Here is a 19,000-nt window from a genome sequence, read left to right as displayed (position 1 = left end):
CCCATTTACGCAGTTAGCCCTAAGCAGCCAGTGACGTTGATTCCAAAAGCTTGAATGAAAATAGTTGCAATAATATGATTTGCATCACAACCAGTTGCAACCCAACACAGTCAAATTTATGACGAATATCTAAGTCTCTCTAAACTTTCAGTTTTGCCATTTTCTTTCTCCTATTTTGCTTGCCTACAATACGCTCACTTCTTCACTATCTGCCTGCTTACCCTATCTACTCTACTGAGCGATTTACCGAATCGCTGCCAAATAGTGAGGTTTGACTATGTGTAAAATAGATACTCGCAAGCGTAAGCTAGCAAAAGTAAAAGCGTCGTTTTGTTATGAAAGTACTGCACCACGGTGGGGAAAATACGGTTACTGGCTCTTGTCACGAGCTCGTATTACAAAATGGAAGTGTGCTGATCGACTGCGGTTAGCTACAAGGTCAAGATAATGCTCAGCAGCAGAGTTTGAATATCGACTTTTCAATCTCTGGTCTCAAAGCGGTTGTTCTAACCCATTCTCATATCGATCATATTGGTCGGCTGCCTTGGTTATTGACTGCTGGCTATAAGGGGCCTATTTACTGTACGGAAGCCACCTCTGAGCTCGTACCGCTGATGTTAGAAGATGGTTTAAAGCTCCAACTAGGCATGAGGCATCATCAAAGGGAAAACGTGCTCGATTTTATTCGAACGCTTATTCGCCCTTGCCCTTATTCCCAATGGATAGAGATTGAAGAACATGCCTCTCTTCGCTTTCAACCAGCAGGACACATTTTAGGGTCAGCATATGTTGAGTTTCGTTTATCAAACAATGAGGTTGTTGTGTTCTCAGGGGGTTTGGGCCCTCGTAACACGCCTCTCCTACCGGATCCGGTATCGCCTGAAAAAGCTGACTATTTGTTTATCGAGTCGACATACGGCAATAAAGTTCACGAAGATGTAGAGTCTCGCAGTAGGCGATTGCTTTCTATTATTGAGCATGCACTTCAGGATGGTGGCGTAATTGTTATACCTGCTTTTAGCGTCGGGAGAACTCAAGAGTTACTCTTTGATATAGAACAGCTTATTCATGAGCACGCTTTGCAAGATTCACCGCCTATTATTCTTGATTCTCCTTTGGCTAAAAAGGTAACTAATACCTATCGCCAATTTAAAAAGTTTTGGGGAGCAGAAGCGAAAGAGCGGCTCGAGCATCACCGACATCCTCTTGCATTTGATCAATGTATTATGGTCGAAAGCCACACTGACCATTTAAAGCTCGTGAATCGACTCGCGAGCACAGCAGAAGCTGCTATCGTAGTTGCGGCCTCAGGAATGTGTGAAGGTGGACGTGTCGTCAATTATTTAGAAGTATTGCTGCCAGATAAAAGAAATGATGTGCTATTTGCCGGCTATCAAGCGGAAGGGACTTTAGGTCGGCGTATCCAAGATGGAGCAGACAGTGTATTGATTGAAGGTAAACGCGTAAAAGTGAAAGCTCAAGTTCATACGATGTCAGGCTACTCTGCACATGCCGATATGAACGACTTAATACAATTTGTAACTGCCATTCCCACTCCTCCTAAGGAGGTTCACCTTATACATGGTGAGGAAGATTCGAAAAAAGCACTTTATCAACAACTAATCAACCTCGGATATAACTGCGTACTATAGTGAATTAGATGATTATTTAATTTCGAGACAACATAATATATCGCAAACATAGTTTGTCGAATTCATTGATATAGTTACGTCAAGATTCAAAAACAAGCCATAAGTAAGGACTCAGGTTCAAGAAAATTCTCAAAGTTACAAGCATGTTCTGGATTAAGGGATATAATTTCTATACGAATTAAATTATAATCGCCGACTTGTAAGCAATTGGCTAGCCGAAAACAACTTATTCCATTCCTATGACAGACAGTATGAGCGACACGCTTCAAGAACGAGAAGCAACTGAATTAGCTAAGAATAATTCTATCAGCATAACATCAACATTGGACGAGTTATCAGCAAGCGAAACCGATGCTTGTATTTATATCTACTGTCCAAAAGAAGACGAAACAAAGATTGCTCAGGTACTTAAGAGACATCCTGAGATTAACGCTCAAGTTAATAACTATGCCCTTAGGGATTTCAAGAGTAAAACGCTTTGCCACTTCAAAAGCTCACACCTAAACTCTGAGCAGCAAGCGTTTCTTGTAGCTGCGACAGAGCTAGGTGCTTGGGTTGAGCCTTTAGTGAGCTACTTTGATCGTTCACTTGGCTACACTGAAACTGAGCTCTTGCATAGCGGCTACTTCTTACACCAAAAAGCTTTTTCTATCCTCTCTAATCGTAAGAACAGCTGGCAAAAGCGCTTTATTGATCTATTGTTTGTTTTTATGCTCTCGTGGGTTGCTATCCCAGTAGGGCTTATTACGGCACTGCTTATTAAGCTTGAGTCACCAGGCCCGGTATTCTTTAAGCAGCGTCGTACTGGCCAATATAATGAAGAGTTTGAAGTGATTAAGTTTCGCTCGATGCGAAACGATGCGGAAAAGAATGGTGCCCAATGGGCAACTAAAAATGACGCGCGCGTAACGAAAGTTGGCTGTTTTATTCGTAAGACTCGCATAGATGAGCTCCCTCAGTTAATCAATGTACTAAAGGGAGAGATGTCGATGGTTGGCCCACGCCCAGAACGCGAGGTGTTCATCTCTGAATTGGAAAAAGCTATTCCTTACTACCGCTTTCGTCACGCAGTGAAACCTGGGGTAACTGGCCTAGCCCAAGTAAAATACCCTTATGGTGCATCAGTAGAAGATGCCATCTGGAAGCATAAATACGATATTTACTACATCAAACATCAAAACTGGATGATGGAAGTGAAGATTCTTTTCCTTACGGTTAAAACAGTGTTGTTTGGGATGGGTAGGTAAATTGTCACACTCTAAAAAAAAGAGGAGGATTACAATAGCGCGATTTAGCACTATTGTAATTATCACTAGTTCTCACACAAAAACTGTAATGTATCTACTGATGTTGTTTAACGTCTTAAAAATCAAAAGAAGGTTCTGCTGACAATAACCTAGCGAAGGAAAATCACCTACTAAAATAGGTAGTTGAGACTGAAAGTAAAAAGCTACCTTAACTAATATGGCTTTTTATTTATATTGACCAGTTCTAAAAAATTGACAATTTTCAACTATAGAGTTGGTGAGTATTACGAAGTCAATGAGTAAAGAACACTTAATAGCAAACCTCTAAGAGGCATCTATAATATGTTTGACTAACACTAAGTTTACAAATCTATATAGTCTTTATAAGATTACCTAAGTACTAACACTTTTACACTTAAAAACTAATGTTCTCGATATTAGCTTTTTTAAAACCACTGTAGTAAGGATAGCCATATCTATATAGAGAGTGGTGATGATTTAAGACGCCATTTGAAACCATCTCAAGCCCTCCACAAAGCAGAGGGACTTGTACAGCAACTATGTCTATAGAGGAAGTAGTGAACAGATTGTACATTGAGTTCTTATCAACAAAACCGAGAGGTTAAGTATAAACAAAAGTGGTGGTTATAGATCTCTTGTATGTAGACTTGTAATCAAGATTCCCGACATGCGTATTTAAAAGTCAATATACCTAATGTGGTACATCGAGCACTGGAAGTAAAACGACTAAACCCACACTTGGAAGGATCATTTTTTTAGAATACCGACAACCATTCCCTCATCTTCAACCAACAATGACGTAATTCTCTTATGCTCCATCATTTCTAGGGCAAGTTGAATGTTTGCATTCGCGGACACTACAGCTGGGCTCTTAGAAGATATATCAGAAGCAGTTAGATCAAAAACATCTTTACGTTTTGATTCCATGGCTCGCCTTACATCTCCATCAGTAATAATTTCCCAAGTACTACCAGTCTGTATTAATGCCAAACCTAAAGCACCTTCAGTGATAGCAGAAACTACATCAGTGAAACTTGCATCAGTAGAAACTATAGGTAATTTACAGTGCATTTCATCACGTACTTTTGACAGAAGACGACGCCCTAGACTTCCTCCTGGATGGAATCGTGCAAAGCTTTCAGGAGAGAAACCTCTAGCATCCATCAAAGCAACCGTAAGTGCATCTCCCATAACTAGCGTTGCAGTTGTCGACGCAGTCGGTGCTAATTGATGAGGACAAGCTTCTTTCGGTACCGCAATATCCAAATGACAGTGGGCATTTTTAGCTAACGTTGACTCTCTTTTTCCTGTAATTGCAATAATGTAGTTCTGGTTGTCTTTGAGGAAAGGGAGGAGTTTAAGAACTTCATCTGTCTCGCCGGAATTTGAGATAGCAACAAAGATATCTTCTGGCTTTACCATGCCCAAATCACCGTGGAACGCCTCTCCTGGATGCATGAAGAAACTCGGAGTTCCCGTACTAGCAAAAGAAGCTGCTATTTTTTTACCTATAATTCCGGACTTGCCCATACCACATATGATCACTCGACCCGTTGTATCTTGGATTTTACTAACAGCGAGCTCAAATTCATTTCCAATTCTATCTTTCATATAAAGAAGACCATTAACTTCGATATCAATGACTTCTTGTGCAACGTTGATGGCATTCATTGTATTTTTCCATTTAAGGTATTTAGTTGAGTTATTTTCTATTCCGGGTCATCTTTTATAGATGACGACTATACGTCATCAGTTATAGTAAATATCACATACTAGATGTTAGATAACGTTAGGATTTTATTTGCTGTATACTCTAAATCTTCACCCGTATAGTTGAAGATTGAGCCAGGTACTTGATAGTTATCAAGCACAAAGTACTTGTAATTCTTTGCACAACGCTGTTCGAAGTTGGCATCAATGGCATTCATATGCTTATCGACATAGCCAACAAAGCCGTGCTCTGTATAAAATGATCTTCCCAGACAAAGAACTCTCTTTTTAAATAAAGCTTCAAAACCAACTGTTGAATTTATCGTTATACAGAATTCGCAATGCTCAATAAGCTGTTCTGTAGGCAAACTGCTCACAAGAACATCATTGGGGAAATTATAGAGGGAAGTATCTAAAGGGTGTTGCTTAAAGACAAGCTCAGCCTCACCATATAATTTTGAAGCGCGAAAATCCTCTACAATTTTATTGATAAATTCTTGCGTACTAGAAAAATCAGAATTTATTAGTGTTTGGGTATCGTTTGAAAGTTGCAGTGGAACAAATACATAGGTTATGTCTGCTAAATCAAGTTTTATATCATTTTGATTTTTAGATTTCACCTTACTGCTAGAGAATTGTAACTTAACATAATCTTTTAAATTTTTTCGGTAACGACTTTTAGCTACAGCCTTCACACTTTTTGGTTGTAGCGCGGCTGCAAACTTTGACGCAATAAAATACTTTACGAAATTAAACTTAACCGTTCTTTCAACCCTATTTTTAAAAAATACACGATCTAAAGTTTCAGACTTTTCTGAACAAATCTCTGTTACACGAGTATTTCTCAACTTTGAATTCGCGTTTACACCTATTGTATCCATTGTCGTTGAATACGGCCTAAAAACACCTCTTTCAAAAACGAAAAATGTACAATTATTTTTCTTTAAAATATCTATAGCAAAAGCGTGATTCCAGCGTAAATCATTGTAAATAAGATAAATTGCATTTAGATTATTCTTTATGTATTTTTCAATCGAAATATATACTTCGATGTGCTTGCGAGCGAGCTCATTACAAGTAACTTCACCATTAACATTACTCAGGCTTGGAATCTTTGTAACAAAATCATAGCGATAAAGATCTTTATCACTAGATTTACCGAGTTTTGGTTTGAACAGAGAAAAGTTAGGCAAGTATAATTTATTTGCGCTATTGAATGTGACACATTCTTTTTCTAAACGCTGTCCCAAGCACTTTTCAATGGACAATGTTAAGTCGTTAAAATAATGACTATAAGGAGGATCAAAACAAACTATTTTTCGCATCTTTAATCTCAATTAAAACTAATTAGCTTGGCTTAACCAACTTGTTTGCACTAATGATTGTATTTTCGGGCAAAGTTACATTTCCGACAATCACTGCACCTTTATATATAATTGAATTACTACCAATAACAGGCATGCAGCTGTCATCAACGTTAAGTTGTCCTATGCTTACATCATTATAAATAATCACATCGTTGCCGATCACCGCATTTTTTCCAATCACTATACCAAAATGATGTCTAATACTAAGCCCTTTTCCAATTTTTGATGCAGGATGGATATCTGAAGAATATACAATGCGAACAATCATATAGAGTAAATATGATAAAGGTCGTGTAATTCTCGTATTATAAAGCCAAGAATATAAACGATAAAAAAATACTAGTTGCTCCGAGGGATTAATCACTTTGTAGATTGCTTTTATCATTTTCTTTTCCCACTTTGACAAAATGTTTTAAACAGTCTTTTAGATACTAACAAGACGATAAGTGCAAAAAATTTCTTTTTATGATATTTATACATTAGACTCAAACTAGAAATGGTTAATACGTTAAAGTCAATTCTACCGAAGAGGTTCGAGATATCTTTCTTGTAATTTTTTGAATAAATGGCAATCTGATGACTACCTGCTACAATCACGTTTAAAATATAACAAACATTGAGATAATTTAAGTTATCCTTAAGTAAACTTCTCTTCTCTAATTCAGAAACTATTGAATCATGAACGATAAACCTATCTGTTACACTCTTTTCAGAAAGACCTTTCATAATAGATCCTTCTCGCTGCAGGTAATAAAAAAGGGGTTTGTTAATCAAGCATACTTTAGAAGAGTCCAGAAACATCTTATATGTTGTCGCGCGATCTTCATAATATAGACCTAGAGGATAGGGATAGTTAATGATGTGTTCGCGTTTGTATAGTTTGTTTTGTGCACCAGACGCAATTGTATGCATTAAAAGATTGTTGCGGAACGCCTCGAAACCCGTAATGACTTCATTTTCTCTTGGGCCTCTCACCTCTAGTTCGTCATAACACTCATCAACTAGTGACATTGCGCATACAGAAATATCAGCGTTATTATCCATTAATGTATTAATCATTACTTCTAGGAACGTTTCGTCGAAGTAATCGTCACTATCTAAAAATGAGATATACTCACCCTTGGAATATTTAACTCCAAAGTTTCTGGCACAACTTAAACCACCATTGCTCTTACTTACAAATATAAACCTAGAATCTTCGGAGAATGCTGCTTTTGCAATTTTAATTGAATCATCGGGACTTTCATCATCTACAACTATGACTTCAAAGTTACTATACGTCTGATTTACAAGAGAGTTTAAACATTTAATAATATATTTTTCTACATTATAAACAGGGACGATAACCGAGATTAAAGGCTCTTTTGAATTCATGTTATTTCCATAGGTTTTCTGATATGACGATCGGACATACTGAATCCGACAAAATACAATAATTTAATGTGTAATGGCTATATGATATATCGCTTGAAGAACGATATATATATATAGCAGAAGAAAAGGTCAGAAGCATAAAGAAGAACGCACTTAATGCCATTCTTTTGTATATATACTTATTAAATAGTTCCAAAAATAATATTGAGAACATGACGAAAACAAACGGTTTAAAGTAGTTAGCTATCCTATTTATTTGTTCGAAATCCAAAGCCATCAATCTAAAAGTAATATAAAGAACAATCGCATTCTTAAAAACAGTTTCCATTCTTTTGTTAGGTATATTAAGAAAACTCAACATCGTAACAATAACGATAGAACTAATATAGGTGCTCAATCTTCCAACCATTGAGGTTTCATTGGCAAACTCTACATATGCCAAATATCCATAATATGGTAACTTTAGGTCAATATATATTGATTTAATTAGATTTATAGGTTCAATAAAAGCTATAGAAACCAGCAAAATAATTAGTGCTTTATGACTCATTTTTATTGTCATAAATGGTAGCAACCCAAGTAAAAGTAAGGCGCTAACATGAAATGAAGAAGCAAAGAAAATGAGAATAACCGATAACAAAATCTTCTTATTTACAAAGCAGAGCAAGGCAAAAAGTGACACAGCGATTGCAGCAAATTGCCTAATTTGGTTCATCGATTGGAAATAATAAAATGCTATAAAGAAGAGCAACATAAGATACTTATATTCGTACCTTGAGTTTTCCTCAAAAAAATTAGAACTTCGTGAAATGAAAAGATAAAAAAATGTAGATATAATTATCGAAAATATAATAAATACAGTTTGAGCATTACCACCAATAAAATCACTGAACATTACTATAAAGTAATACCCAACCTCTTTTGCAGTTGTACCGCCACTTGTTAATGTTGAATAAATATATTCATACTGGATAAAATCTGGACCTACATGATATCTAAGTGCAGAAAATAGAGTCAAAATAACCCAAGATATGACTAAGAGATAGTTTTCTCTTCTTAATATTGGTATAAATGTGGTAAATAATATTAATACAAGCCAAAAAAGCATAGTTATTTTGAACCCCAAAGTAGCAAGTATTCTTGCGCTATCTTCTCCGGTTCATGATTTTGAATTATAAACTCGACCGCATTAATTTTTATATTTCTTAATTTAACTGGGTTTAATATTAGTTCATTTATCGATGTATATAATTCTGACTCATCAGGAACTGCATTAATTCCTATTGGCTTATCGAAGCTTTTTTCGTTTTCAAATCCAGAAACGACCACTTTTCCGTTAGCCATACCTAATATAGCATTTACACCACGATCATAGCTATATACTTGATCAAGAAATATATCAGCTTTATCAAAACAACGCACATATTCATTGTACGGTACATTTTGAATTACATTGTATTCGATTTCTCGAACATGATCTTCTTTGATTTTTTTAACGACTCTATCAAGAACATCATTTCCTTTTCTTAAATCCTTTCCTATTTGCCATCCATGGAAGACATTTATTATTTCTTTATCTTTATTGGAGCTGTTCTCTAATTCCTTTTTAACATCATATGCGTTTGAATGTTGTTCCTTAGATATTGGTATCCTAATAATATTAGACACTTTTTTACAATCTGAGTAAGCATTATAATAATCTAATAGCCCAGGAATGATAGCTTCTGACTTTTCAATCACATACTGATCCAATTGCTTATATCCAATCGCATATAAGTATTTGAGAGAAAATAAATAATTTTTAATATTATTTAGTTTTAGCCTATCAAAGTAACTATATTTGTTCTTTTTGTTTAGGCAATAATTAACCCAAGTACGATCGTCTCCTAACGCACACAGAAACACTTTCGCGTTTGGATTTGAAGAGATAATCGTTTTTAGCACGAGATAATTGGCTAATGATGAATAACTACAAATTGAAGCTGTATTTATACATTGAATAACATCAATATCATTTAAATTAGATAGTACTTTTCTACGCTTGAAAAAATGTGCAGTACCTTTAAGCCCTAGCCAATCTAAGATAATTGATATGCCTAATTTTTTATACCAAGGTGAAAATGAAAGGTCTACATCGCGTGGAAATGACTTGAAGCCATCACCATCAGAAACGGTTATAACATCATGCCCTAGCTCCTTAAGAACCATTGCTAAGTTTGTATGAACACCAGAGTATTCACCCAATAAAAGAACTCTCATTCTAACAATCCAAATTTCCTGTAAATTGTATTAAAAACAAAAAAGGGCTTACGGAATTTCCGTACGCCCCCTCTTTAGTTTTACACCTCAAAGCTGTTGACTGCTTTGATAACCGCTGAAACTTCTTCTTCTGTCATAACAGGGCTTATTGGTAGACTTAGTACCTGTTCATGCAACTCTTCCGTTAGAGGTAAGCTCAACATATCCATACTCTTATATGCCATTTGTTTATGAGGCGGAATTGGATAATGAACAAGTGTCATCACACCTTCACTTTCTAGGTGCTTCTGGAATTTTTCTCTGTAAGGAGTTTTAATTACAAATAAGTGCCAAACATGAGATTGGTCACGTTCTACTTTCGGCAATGAAATAAATACATTTGATATTTCTGTAAGATAACGTTTCGCAACTGCTCTTCTCTGTGTTGTTTCTTCTTTCAAGTGACGAAGTTTCACTCGCAGCATAGCTGCTTGAATTTCATCAAGACGGCTATTGACTCCTTGGTACTTATTTTCATACTTTTTGTGTGAGCCATAATTTCTTAATGCACTAACAACTTCAAATAACTCATCATCATCTGTGAGAATTGCACCAGCATCTCCCATAGCACCTAAGTTTTTTCCTGGGTAAAAGCTAAATGCAGAAGCATGCCCCCAACTACCAGCTTTTTTACTATTAAGTTCTGCGTCATGTGATTGAGCGCAGTCTTCAAGTACTAGTAAATTGTGAGATTGTGCTATCTCATTGATTTCATCCATTGGCGAGATTTGACCATATAAATGGACAGGCAAAATTGCTTTCGTTTTTGATGTGAGAGCACTTTCAATCGCTTTAGCCGTCAAATTAAAAGTATCAGCATCAGGCTCGACCATGACTGGCACTAGGTCGTTTTCTGTGATTGCCAATATTGAAGCAATGTAAGTGTTTGCAGGTACAATAACTTCGTCGCCTGCACTCAATTTTCCTAGCTCTTTCCATGCTCTCAACACCAGAGTCAGCGCATCCAAGCCATTTGCGACACCGATACAATGCTTTGTACCACAATGTTCAGCAAACTCTTCTTCAAATTGCTTAAGCTCTTGACCCATGATATACCAACCTGAGTCAATAACTTTCGCGCAAGCTTCAACAAGCTCATCTCTATAATTTGAGTTGATTTTTTTCAGATCTAGAAAAGGAATCATATTAACTTACTCTTTAACCTATTTTTCATTTGCTCAACGGCGTGTTTTTGAATGATATATTGGTAGCTATCATCAGACTCTCCAACTTTTACAGCTCCCATTTTCTCGTGAAATGAAACGACTTTCTTGTTCTCTTTCATTACATCAAAATGAGATTGGTTGAACCCTAGAACGGAAAAGCCAAAGTCATATACAAGGAATGCACTTTCTAACGCTGCATATTTTGTTTTGCTTTCATTCAGAATCCAACTACCCCAACAAAAAGAGTCTGGCTTTATGTCATAAACACGGACGGTACCACATGGGGTCCCATCAATTCTTTCAATAATGAAATAATACTCTTTTCCTTCCTTTTCCAGACGCTTATAAGACTCTATCCACGCTTTTTGTTGCTCTACATCACTTTCAACTTTAGAAAGATACTTATTGTATTTGTCGTCCGTTCTCAACGATAAAATAAATTCGGCGTCTGATACCTCAACAAAACGAATTCGGATAGTTTTAGATTCAAGGTTAATTGTTGACATTCTCAATCTCCTTTAAGAACTCGTCATAATTGCGAATATAGTCACTTTCTTTATACACTTCGTTTGCCATTACCATTAATATGCAGTTTTCTGAAAAGTTATACATTTCGTGCCATTGCATCACATCAATGAGGAGACCTTGAGAAGGAGAATTTAAGGTGATTGTTTCCTTAGTTATTCCATCATCCATCAGAATCTCACAACTTCCGTTCAAACAGACCGCTACTTGCACTGTATCTTTATGTGCATGGAAACCTCGAGGAACGCAGCTCTGCATACCATACAGATAGTAAACTCTCTTGATATCAAAAGGGATATCTTTGCTCTGCTCTAAAGCTACTAGGCTACCTCGAGCATCACCAATAACATTAAAGTTTATTAACTTTATCAAACTCATCTTATTCATCCAAAAGTTCTGATAAGTATCTACCATAGTCATTCTTAGACAGCTGTTGACTTGCTTCTTTTAATTTTTCTTTCGACAACCAACCATTACGAAAAGCGATTTCTTCAAGACAAGCGACTTTTAAGCCTTGAACATTCTCAATAGTTTCTACAAACGAAGAAGCTTCGTGAAGACTTGCGTGGGTGCCAGTATCCAACCATGCAAATCCCCTTCCGAGCAATTCAACATTTAACTTACCTTGGTCTAAATACATTTGGTTCAAACTTGAAATCTCTAGCTCGCCTCGCTCAGAGGGTTCCACTTTCTTCGCTAATTCAACAACATCATTATCGTAAAAATACAAACCAGTAACTGCAAAATTTGACTTTGGTTTTAGCGGCTTTTCTTCAATTGAGACAGCTTTCATATTTTCATCAAATTCAACAACACCAAACCGCTCAGGATCTTTTACTTGATAACCAAAAACGGTAGCTCCAACATCTCTATTTGCCGCTTGTCTCAATATTGGTGTAAACCCTTGACCATAAAAAATGTTGTCGCCAAGAACTAAACATACTGACTCGTCACCAATAAAGTGCTCACCGATAATAAAAGCTTGTGCAAGGCCATCAGGGCTAGGTTGTACCGCAAACTCTAATGAAAGCCCAAAATCAGCCCCGTCTCCCAACAAGCGTTTAAAGCCATCTTGATCTTCTGGCGTCGTTATAATGAGAATTTCACGTATTCCCGCTAACATCAGCACTGAAAGCGGATAATAAATCATGGGCTTGTCATATACCGGCAATAACTGCTTAGACACACCTCGTGTTATTGGATAAAGGCGAGTCCCTGACCCACCTGCTAGAATAATTCCTTTCATTATTTTCTCTATTATGTAATTAAAATTTAATTATTGGAGATGCTAGAACTTTTAATGAAAATATACTTATTCATTATAAAAATCATAGCAATTAGATAACAAAAATAGTTTGTAGCAAATGCGTAACTCATCCCAATCAAACCATAAGAGCTAACAAAATAAATGCTAAACAAAATGAATGTTATTGCAAAAAATATTTCCGTTAAAACATAGACTTTAGTCATAGCTTTTGCCAACATTAAATATGCTAACAACCATGAACTAATTTTCAAAAAATCCCCTACTAATTGCCATTTAAATAGTGAGAGCATTGGATAAAAGTCTTCGGAAAACAATAACCAAACTATGAAGTCTTTAAGAAGGTATATGGAAACACAAAGAATGGCTAAGATTGGAAGTATAACTTTATAACCATTTAGGAGCTCCTTCCTTAGTTCAAATCTATCCTTTATTTCTGAAAGACGAGGAAGGTAATAAGTTCCTAATGCTGTTGTAATTACCATTAAGTACATTGTTGATATGTAGTACATACCTTGCCAATAACCAGCTTCATCCCATGATAAGTTTTCGCCCAAGTAATTCCTAATGTACATCATTGATAAAGGAACAGCAGCAGTTGATACTAATGTCATCAGAGTATATTTACTGAGTTTTACACAAACCTCTGAACTAATCGGTAAGATAAAATTCTTAAAACAAATCTCTCTATGGCCTCTCAACATCCACAAGAGTATTAGAAATATTACCGACTGGTTAGTTACCATGGCAATTAACGCACCATCCAACTGGAAAAATACTATCAAAACAGTGGTAAAAATAAGGCTATATATGCTTTGAATTACATTTATAGATATGAATCTTCTAATTTCTTTCAAACCATTAATAATTGATAACAGCAATTGATTTATTGAATACATGATCATTGTAATAGAAAATACAACGAACACATACTGATAATCATAACTGCCAAAGATAAAATGAGACCAATAACTAGAAAATAAAAATAATAGCAAGCTAACTATAACGCTAAAAAATACAGTTATCTTTAACGATGAACTCCATAGTTCATGTTTTTTTTCTCCATTTTCATGAAACTCAGCTGTATATTTAGTAACGCCAGAGTTAATACCTCCTTGAGCTAAAGTTCGTACAATGCCTTGAGCATTTTGAAACTGGCCAATGACTGCTAACCCAGACGGTCCTATAAAAATTGATACTGCTTTATTTATTATTAGTCCGGAAAGTAATTTAACTGCTGTCGCTATAAAGCTCAATAAAGAAGTCTTAATCAAATTCATAATATATAGCCATAAACTAATAATTACCTTGATTTATTTCACTGCTTTCAGAACGATTCTTTACAATAGCATAGCGGATAAGAACTAAAGCTAAGCCCAACATAAAGCCCATAAATGTTCCTACAATCACTATTAATGAACGCTTCGGTTTACTTTTAAGCTCAGGAACGACTGCAGGATCGACCACTTTGAACACAAACTCTTCTTGAGCCTCAGCAAGCATCAAGCTTTTCGTCTGCTCTTCTATAAGTTTATAAAATGTACTCTGCATTTCGGTAATTGGTGTTTTAACTAACTGGTCACTCAAGTACTTCAAATTCTTAGTCGTTTCTTCAATTGTTCGGTTTCGCATCACTTCATTGATATCGGCCACCAACCAATCAACCCATTCTTTGGCTACATAAGGGGAGTAGTAATTTACAGTGATACGATAAAGTCCACTATCTTTGTCTTGAGCCACTTGGAAAATATCTTTAATGAAGATTTCATAAGCTTCAAGAGTGCTAGGCTTAGCAACTCTCAGTCCTTTCGAGTCTCGCAACCATTCTTTAGTATCTTCATTATAAATGTCAGCGTCTATATTAAGAGAACCACTACCTATATCCCAATTATTCACTGCCATTATGGGGATTAACAAATCATGCTTACTAATAAAAGACTCGATAAACTTCCTCGATTGCATTACCTGTACTGCAAGCTCAGTTTGAGAAGATTCGCCTGCATTCAAGTTGACCCCAGCAAGAGCTGCGATACCGCCAAATTGACCAGCCATCTGAGATAAACTACTGCTACTCGAGTTTTCAGCAGGAGAAAGGAGAGCATCTGCTTGATATATATCTGGACGACTCAACGCGAAAAAAACAGACAGTATACAAAAAGCTATCGTCACAAACGTAATATATAGTTTGCCACTGTAAATGGCTTTTAATATTTCTCTAATATCAACTGATTGATTTAGATCATCACTTAGATCAAACCGCGAGCTTGGTGAAGCCACTTGAGGATGTTTATCTTGATTCATGTTCATTTCTAATTCTGGATTAATAATTTCACCGATACGAAATCGTGTTACTCACCCTGAGATTGGCGAAAAGGCTCTAATACAATGTACTAGAGCCTTGTTCAGGTTATTTCAACGCATTTATCGCTACACCCGTTTGGTAAAGGATCTGTGTAGCAGCAGTCCAGGTGCTTAACGCATCACGGTAGTCGGTATCAATTGGCACAACAATAGTATCGCCAGCTTTTAGTTCTTCTTTGTTATTTCCAAACCAATAACCAGAGGATGGTTTGTAAACTGAACCATCAGCTCGTACGACAAAGATACGATCTTCGTCCGCTTGCTTCTTGGCACCACCGGCTTTGTTAAGATAATCATCGACATTAAGTTTGTTGTCCAACAAGTAAGTAATTGGAACCTGCACTTCACCCATAATCGATACTGTATTACGGAAGGTCGGGACAAAGAGGAAGTCTCCATCTTCTAGCATAAAATCTGCTGAACGCTCCCCCTTTAAGATGCGATTTAACTGTACCACCATACGGCCAAGTGCTTTGCTGCGACTTGCTTCTTCAACAAACTTCAGTGTTTTATCTGGGTCTGAGATCACTGAGCCCATATTACTGTCTGCACGGAATGTTTTCTTCGCAGTCTCTGCTCGCATATCTGCTGCGTATTGGTTTAAAAGCTTTTGCTCTTGAAGGCGTAACGCTTCACGAGTAAAGATAGCACCTTGTGGGTGTGCAAATTCAGTTAAACCACCAGCACGTTCAAGTAATTCACTCAAGGTTTCCCCCTGGCGAACCGTATAAGTTCCAGGAAAACGAACTTCACCCTGTAACGTTACTGTGCTTTGTAGCTTCACATTTGGCTTTTCTAAGATGTTCAAACGATCTCGGCCCACGATAATTGCATCGTCTGAAACACTGCCTTGTATTGCTTTACGTAAATCAATGCGTTCAACATCAATATACGCACGCTCATCCGCACTATTAATCGCTGTTCGTGCTAGTTCTGCATTAATTGTGAATGCGTTGTAAGTCAAACCACCAGCAGCTTCAATAAGTGTTGATACCGTCATTCTTGGAGTGATCGGGTAGCGTCCTGGGTGCTTCACTTCACCAAAGACTTCAGCAATTTGAGGAGCTAGCCCCAAACGAGACTGTTGCTGAAGTTGTAACAACACAGGGGCAAGTAAAGTGCGACGAGTATTTTGCTTCAGCTTTTCAAAGCCTTCCTCTGTAATCTCTTTACCACGGAAAATGATTTTAGCTGGTTTCGCCTGCTCTGTGGCGTTCTGGTTGTTCAGCATACCGTTTTCTGAATGTGAAACGGCAACAGAAGAGCTCATCACTTCTTGCTCTTTCTGTTGTTCCAGCTCAGCTTGCTCTTGCGCTTGCTCCAATGTTTTTGCTTTTGAAACAGCCTCTTGTGTTGCCAATGTATCCAAATCTTCGTTATTAAAGCGGTTGAAAACCAATATACGATCTCGTGATTGTAACTGGAGGTTGTCTTGGCTACCTGGTGATAGAATTGCGTTGGCTAAACTTAGTTGAAACACTTCAATATCACGCTGTGGATTAATCTCTCTTACCACAACGGCATAGTTAACATCAGCTGTAGAATTAAAAGCCGAGTCAACAGATTTGAAAAGATCGGCAACACGAACGCCATTGCGCCATTCCACATAGCCAGGATGACGAACATCCCCCTCTATCTGCACGTAACGAGTAAGCTCTTCGCTTTTTTTCAAGATCTTGATGGAGTCGCCATTTTTAACTTTACTCTGTCGATCTTGCGTTTTGTTGAAATCAAGCGTCAAAGCCTCACGAGCGCCATGTGAAGCGTAGCGCTTTATCTCCAACTGCTCGACATAAGCATTCGCAGTAAAACCACCGGCCATCTGAATAAGTTGTTGGTAAGTTTCACCGGCCTTGACTTCATAAATTGCCGGACGGTTGATCTCGCCTTCTATAGACACTGTATCGTTAACAGAACCAATTAAAACAACATCATCCGGTAGTAAGCGCACATCATTACTTGCATCACCTTTTAGTAAAAGGTCATACATATCCAACTTACGAATGATTTTACCATCACGCTTTAGCTGGATATCTCTCAGCGCCCCACTTTCACCAAAACCGCCGCTGTAATAAATAGCTTGTGAAATTGTCGTTAATGCGCTAACCGTGTAGGCTCCAGGCTTATATGCATCACCCATGACAAACACTTGCATGGTGCGTAATTCACCCAATGAGATATCACTGCGCACACCAATCATTTGCTCTTTTACACGTTGCGTCAGAGAGTCTCGAACATCAGAAAAGTGCATGCCAGCAACATTTACCGGCCCAAGTGAGGGGAAGTTGATTGTGCCCGCACGATTTACGCGTAAACGATGCGTTTCATTCTCCTTACCAAACAACTGCACAATGATTTCATCACCTGCACCCACGGTGTAATTTGCTGGCACAGGAACATCACTGATCGGAGCAAAAGTGCTTGGAGAACCAGCAAAAAGATCTAAACCAAAACGTTTAAGCTCTTCCTGCTCACCTTTTTTGAGCCATTGTTCTTCGATATTGGAAGATACAGCGCCACTAGATTCAGCTCTAGGTTTGATTACTTGCGGGTTTTCGTAAGGAGACTTGTTTGAAGATAAACTAGAAGGAATGGAGAAACCATATTTACTCGCCAAGGCCTGTTGTTGGTCGGCGGGTAGATTTTGAAACATTTTGATTTGTTCTGGAGTGGGTGTTTGTGCTATCGAATAAGACGCAAACGTACTTGCCAATATAAAAGCGGCAATAGAGAAATATCCTTTAAACATGGTATGTCACTATAATAATTGAATAAAAAACCCTAGCCCCAAGTTTGAGCTCTAGGTATTTAAATTAGAATCGGTGCTGAAAACCCAGTGTAATCGAGTTAAGGCGAAACTGGTCTTCAGAGACGTTATCAACGAACTCAAATATCACCGCGCTTTTGTTATTTAAAGCATAGTGCATACCTAACCCAAAACTAAATCCTTGTTCTTTGTGAGAACCTACATTTTGTAGATTAAGCTGAACGCTTGAATACCCAGCTAAACCATAAAGTGCAACTCGCTCTGAAACTGGCATATTCAACTTAACAAAGCCGCTCAAAACACTATCAACGGCAAGACCACTGTCACGTTGAACTGATGTCCCATAGCGTCCTTCTAAACCAATGTAATCGTTAAAGAAGTAACCTACTTGCGCACTAAGAAGAAAAGGGCTTCCCTCTTTTACGGACTCAGAAGACGAGCTTTTCAATTCTGCATTTGAGTAGCTCACTAACGCACCAGCATAAAAATCGGCTGACGCTGAAAAAGAACTCAGGCTTAAGCCCAGTGCACTAAGTATTCCTAAACAATGCTGCTTTCTTATCACGTAAAAGTCCCTAGTACTGGTAATAATATGGGCTGCCAAAGCAAAGTTAAGCGTGCTATGCAGGCCATTAAATACTGAAGAATTGGCACGCTACCGCCCTGAGGCGTTGAGCGTAAGCCACTGTATCGCTTTCTATATGGTGTAAGTAAAAACGACCTATTTCCTCCAAACCTCTAGTCTGGAGGAAATAGGCCGACAAATTATGCACTCTTGATAGTTTATCAGCAAGCAAGGGAGCAAGATAACCACACAATGTCACATTGGTGTTAGAAATGAGATAGTAAGCTATAGCAAAATAAGAAACTATTTACATGCTAAGGCTTTTTTATCTAAAATATAATTTGGAGCATTTTTTATGCTACCAAACATCGATGTTTTTATACCGGATATACAAGGATTAATAATGAAGAATACAGCTCTAGCTATTCTTATGGCTCTAAGCGCATCAACTGCATTTGCAGCAGAAGAAGCAGGTTCAGCAGGCGCAGCTTCTGCATCTGCAACAGGCACAACAGCTGTAGCAGTAGGTGCGGCAGCAGCAGTAACTGTAGTAGCAGTTGCAGCGTCAGATAGCGACTCAACATCTACTTCAACATCTACTTCTACTTCTACTTCTACTTCTACAAACTAATTTCGTTTTGTAGATAAAGATAATCGCCCTGAATGACTCAGGGCGATTTTAT

General features: G+C 37.5%; 16 protein-coding genes and 1 pseudogene. 3 read left to right on the top strand and 14 right to left on the bottom strand.

All coding sequences use genetic code 11. The annotated features are described in order from the left end of the window. The first annotated feature begins 335 nt into the window (after positions 1-335). Together ACYJZR_RS01065 and ACYJZR_RS01060 are read left to right on the top strand one after the other, a co-directional pair. A pseudogene (locus ACYJZR_RS01065) lies at positions 336-1,652 on the top strand (MBL fold metallo-hydrolase RNA specificity domain-containing protein). Positions 1,653-1,891: 239 nt separating this feature from the next. Further along, positions 1,892-2,899, top strand: coding sequence for a sugar transferase (locus ACYJZR_RS01060; protein WP_025500303.1), 1,008 nt, complete (start codon positions 1,892-1,894; stop codon positions 2,897-2,899). A gap of 768 nt (positions 2,900-3,667) precedes the next feature. Here ACYJZR_RS01060 and ACYJZR_RS01055 read toward each other — a convergent pair. The 14 genes from ACYJZR_RS01055 to ACYJZR_RS00990 form a co-directional block, all read right to left on the bottom strand. Further along, a complete protein-coding gene (locus tag ACYJZR_RS01055) occupies positions 3,668-4,591 on the bottom strand; it encodes a KpsF/GutQ family sugar-phosphate isomerase (protein ID WP_025500302.1) in 924 nt (307 codons plus the stop codon). Positions 4,592-4,692: 101 nt separating this feature from the next. Next, positions 4,693-5,955, bottom strand: coding sequence for a capsular polysaccharide export protein, LipB/KpsS family (locus tag ACYJZR_RS01050; RefSeq protein ID WP_140268602.1), 1,263 nt, complete (start codon positions 5,953-5,955; stop codon positions 4,693-4,695). A 22-nt stretch (positions 5,956-5,977) separates the two neighbouring features. Further along, on the bottom strand, positions 5,978-6,382 hold the full coding sequence (locus tag ACYJZR_RS01045) for a serine O-acetyltransferase (RefSeq protein ID WP_005428152.1): 405 nt from the start codon (positions 6,380-6,382) through the stop codon (positions 5,978-5,980). Next, a complete protein-coding gene (locus ACYJZR_RS01040) occupies positions 6,379-7,371 on the bottom strand; it encodes a glycosyltransferase family 2 protein (RefSeq protein ID WP_097371452.1) in 993 nt (330 codons plus the stop codon). Before ACYJZR_RS01040 ends, ACYJZR_RS01045 begins: the two co-directional genes overlap by 4 nt. A 1-nt stretch (position 7,372) precedes the next feature. Then, complete coding sequence (locus tag ACYJZR_RS01035; protein WP_406966262.1) at positions 7,373-8,479, bottom strand: EpsG family protein; 1,107 nt, start codon at positions 8,477-8,479, stop codon at positions 7,373-7,375. Between the two features lie 2 nt (positions 8,480-8,481). Then, entirely contained in the window at positions 8,482-9,630 is a 1,149-nt protein-coding gene (locus ACYJZR_RS01030; RefSeq protein ID WP_219575048.1) for a hypothetical protein, read from the bottom strand. Between the two features lie 80 nt (positions 9,631-9,710). Continuing rightward, positions 9,711-10,814, bottom strand: a complete 1,104-nt coding sequence (locus ACYJZR_RS01025) for a DegT/DnrJ/EryC1/StrS family aminotransferase (protein ID WP_129830443.1) — start codon at positions 10,812-10,814, stop codon at positions 9,711-9,713. After that, the gene (locus ACYJZR_RS01020) at positions 10,811-11,341 is read right to left on the bottom strand and encodes a GNAT family N-acetyltransferase (protein WP_025500293.1); all 531 of its coding nucleotides are present in this window, start codon (positions 11,339-11,341) and stop codon (positions 10,811-10,813) included. Before ACYJZR_RS01020 ends, ACYJZR_RS01025 begins: the two co-directional genes overlap by 4 nt. Continuing rightward, on the bottom strand, positions 11,328-11,738 hold the full coding sequence (locus ACYJZR_RS01015; RefSeq protein ID WP_025500292.1) for a sugar 3,4-ketoisomerase: 411 nt from the start codon (positions 11,736-11,738) through the stop codon (positions 11,328-11,330). Before ACYJZR_RS01015 ends, ACYJZR_RS01020 begins: the two co-directional genes overlap by 14 nt. A 1-nt stretch (position 11,739) precedes the next feature. Continuing rightward, positions 11,740-12,606 (bottom strand): glucose-1-phosphate thymidylyltransferase RfbA, encoded by an 867-nt coding sequence (rfbA, locus tag ACYJZR_RS01010; RefSeq protein WP_005428136.1) that lies wholly within the window; start codon positions 12,604-12,606, stop codon positions 11,740-11,742. 26 nt (positions 12,607-12,632) lie between these two features. Next, positions 12,633-13,904 carry an O-antigen translocase gene (locus tag ACYJZR_RS01005; protein WP_406966261.1) on the bottom strand — a complete coding sequence of 424 codons (1,272 nt, stop codon included), beginning with the start codon at positions 13,902-13,904 and terminating at the stop codon, positions 12,633-12,635. A 16-nt stretch (positions 13,905-13,920) separates the two neighbouring features. Continuing rightward, positions 13,921-14,931 (bottom strand): Wzz/FepE/Etk N-terminal domain-containing protein, encoded by a 1,011-nt coding sequence (locus tag ACYJZR_RS01000; protein ID WP_029786799.1) that lies wholly within the window; start codon positions 14,929-14,931, stop codon positions 13,921-13,923. Between the two features lie 100 nt (positions 14,932-15,031). Beyond that, on the bottom strand, positions 15,032-17,734 hold the full coding sequence (locus tag ACYJZR_RS00995; RefSeq protein ID WP_140250463.1) for an SLBB domain-containing protein: 2,703 nt from the start codon (positions 17,732-17,734) through the stop codon (positions 15,032-15,034). A 64-nt stretch (positions 17,735-17,798) separates the two neighbouring features. After that, entirely contained in the window at positions 17,799-18,317 is a 519-nt protein-coding gene (locus tag ACYJZR_RS00990) for an outer membrane beta-barrel protein (protein WP_129830446.1), read from the bottom strand. Positions 18,318-18,720: 403 nt separating this feature from the next. Between ACYJZR_RS00990 and ACYJZR_RS00985 the strand changes: the two genes are divergently transcribed. After that, positions 18,721-18,948 carry a hypothetical protein gene (locus tag ACYJZR_RS00985; RefSeq protein WP_025499292.1) on the top strand — a complete coding sequence of 76 codons (228 nt, stop codon included), beginning with the start codon at positions 18,721-18,723 and terminating at the stop codon, positions 18,946-18,948. Positions 18,949-19,000: the final 52 nt, after the last annotated feature.

It is taken from the genome of Vibrio sp. RC2502 (genome assembly GCF_054850435.1).
The sequence above is the reverse complement of the archived record's forward strand: the minus strand, read 5'-3'. Positions and strand labels throughout refer to the sequence as shown.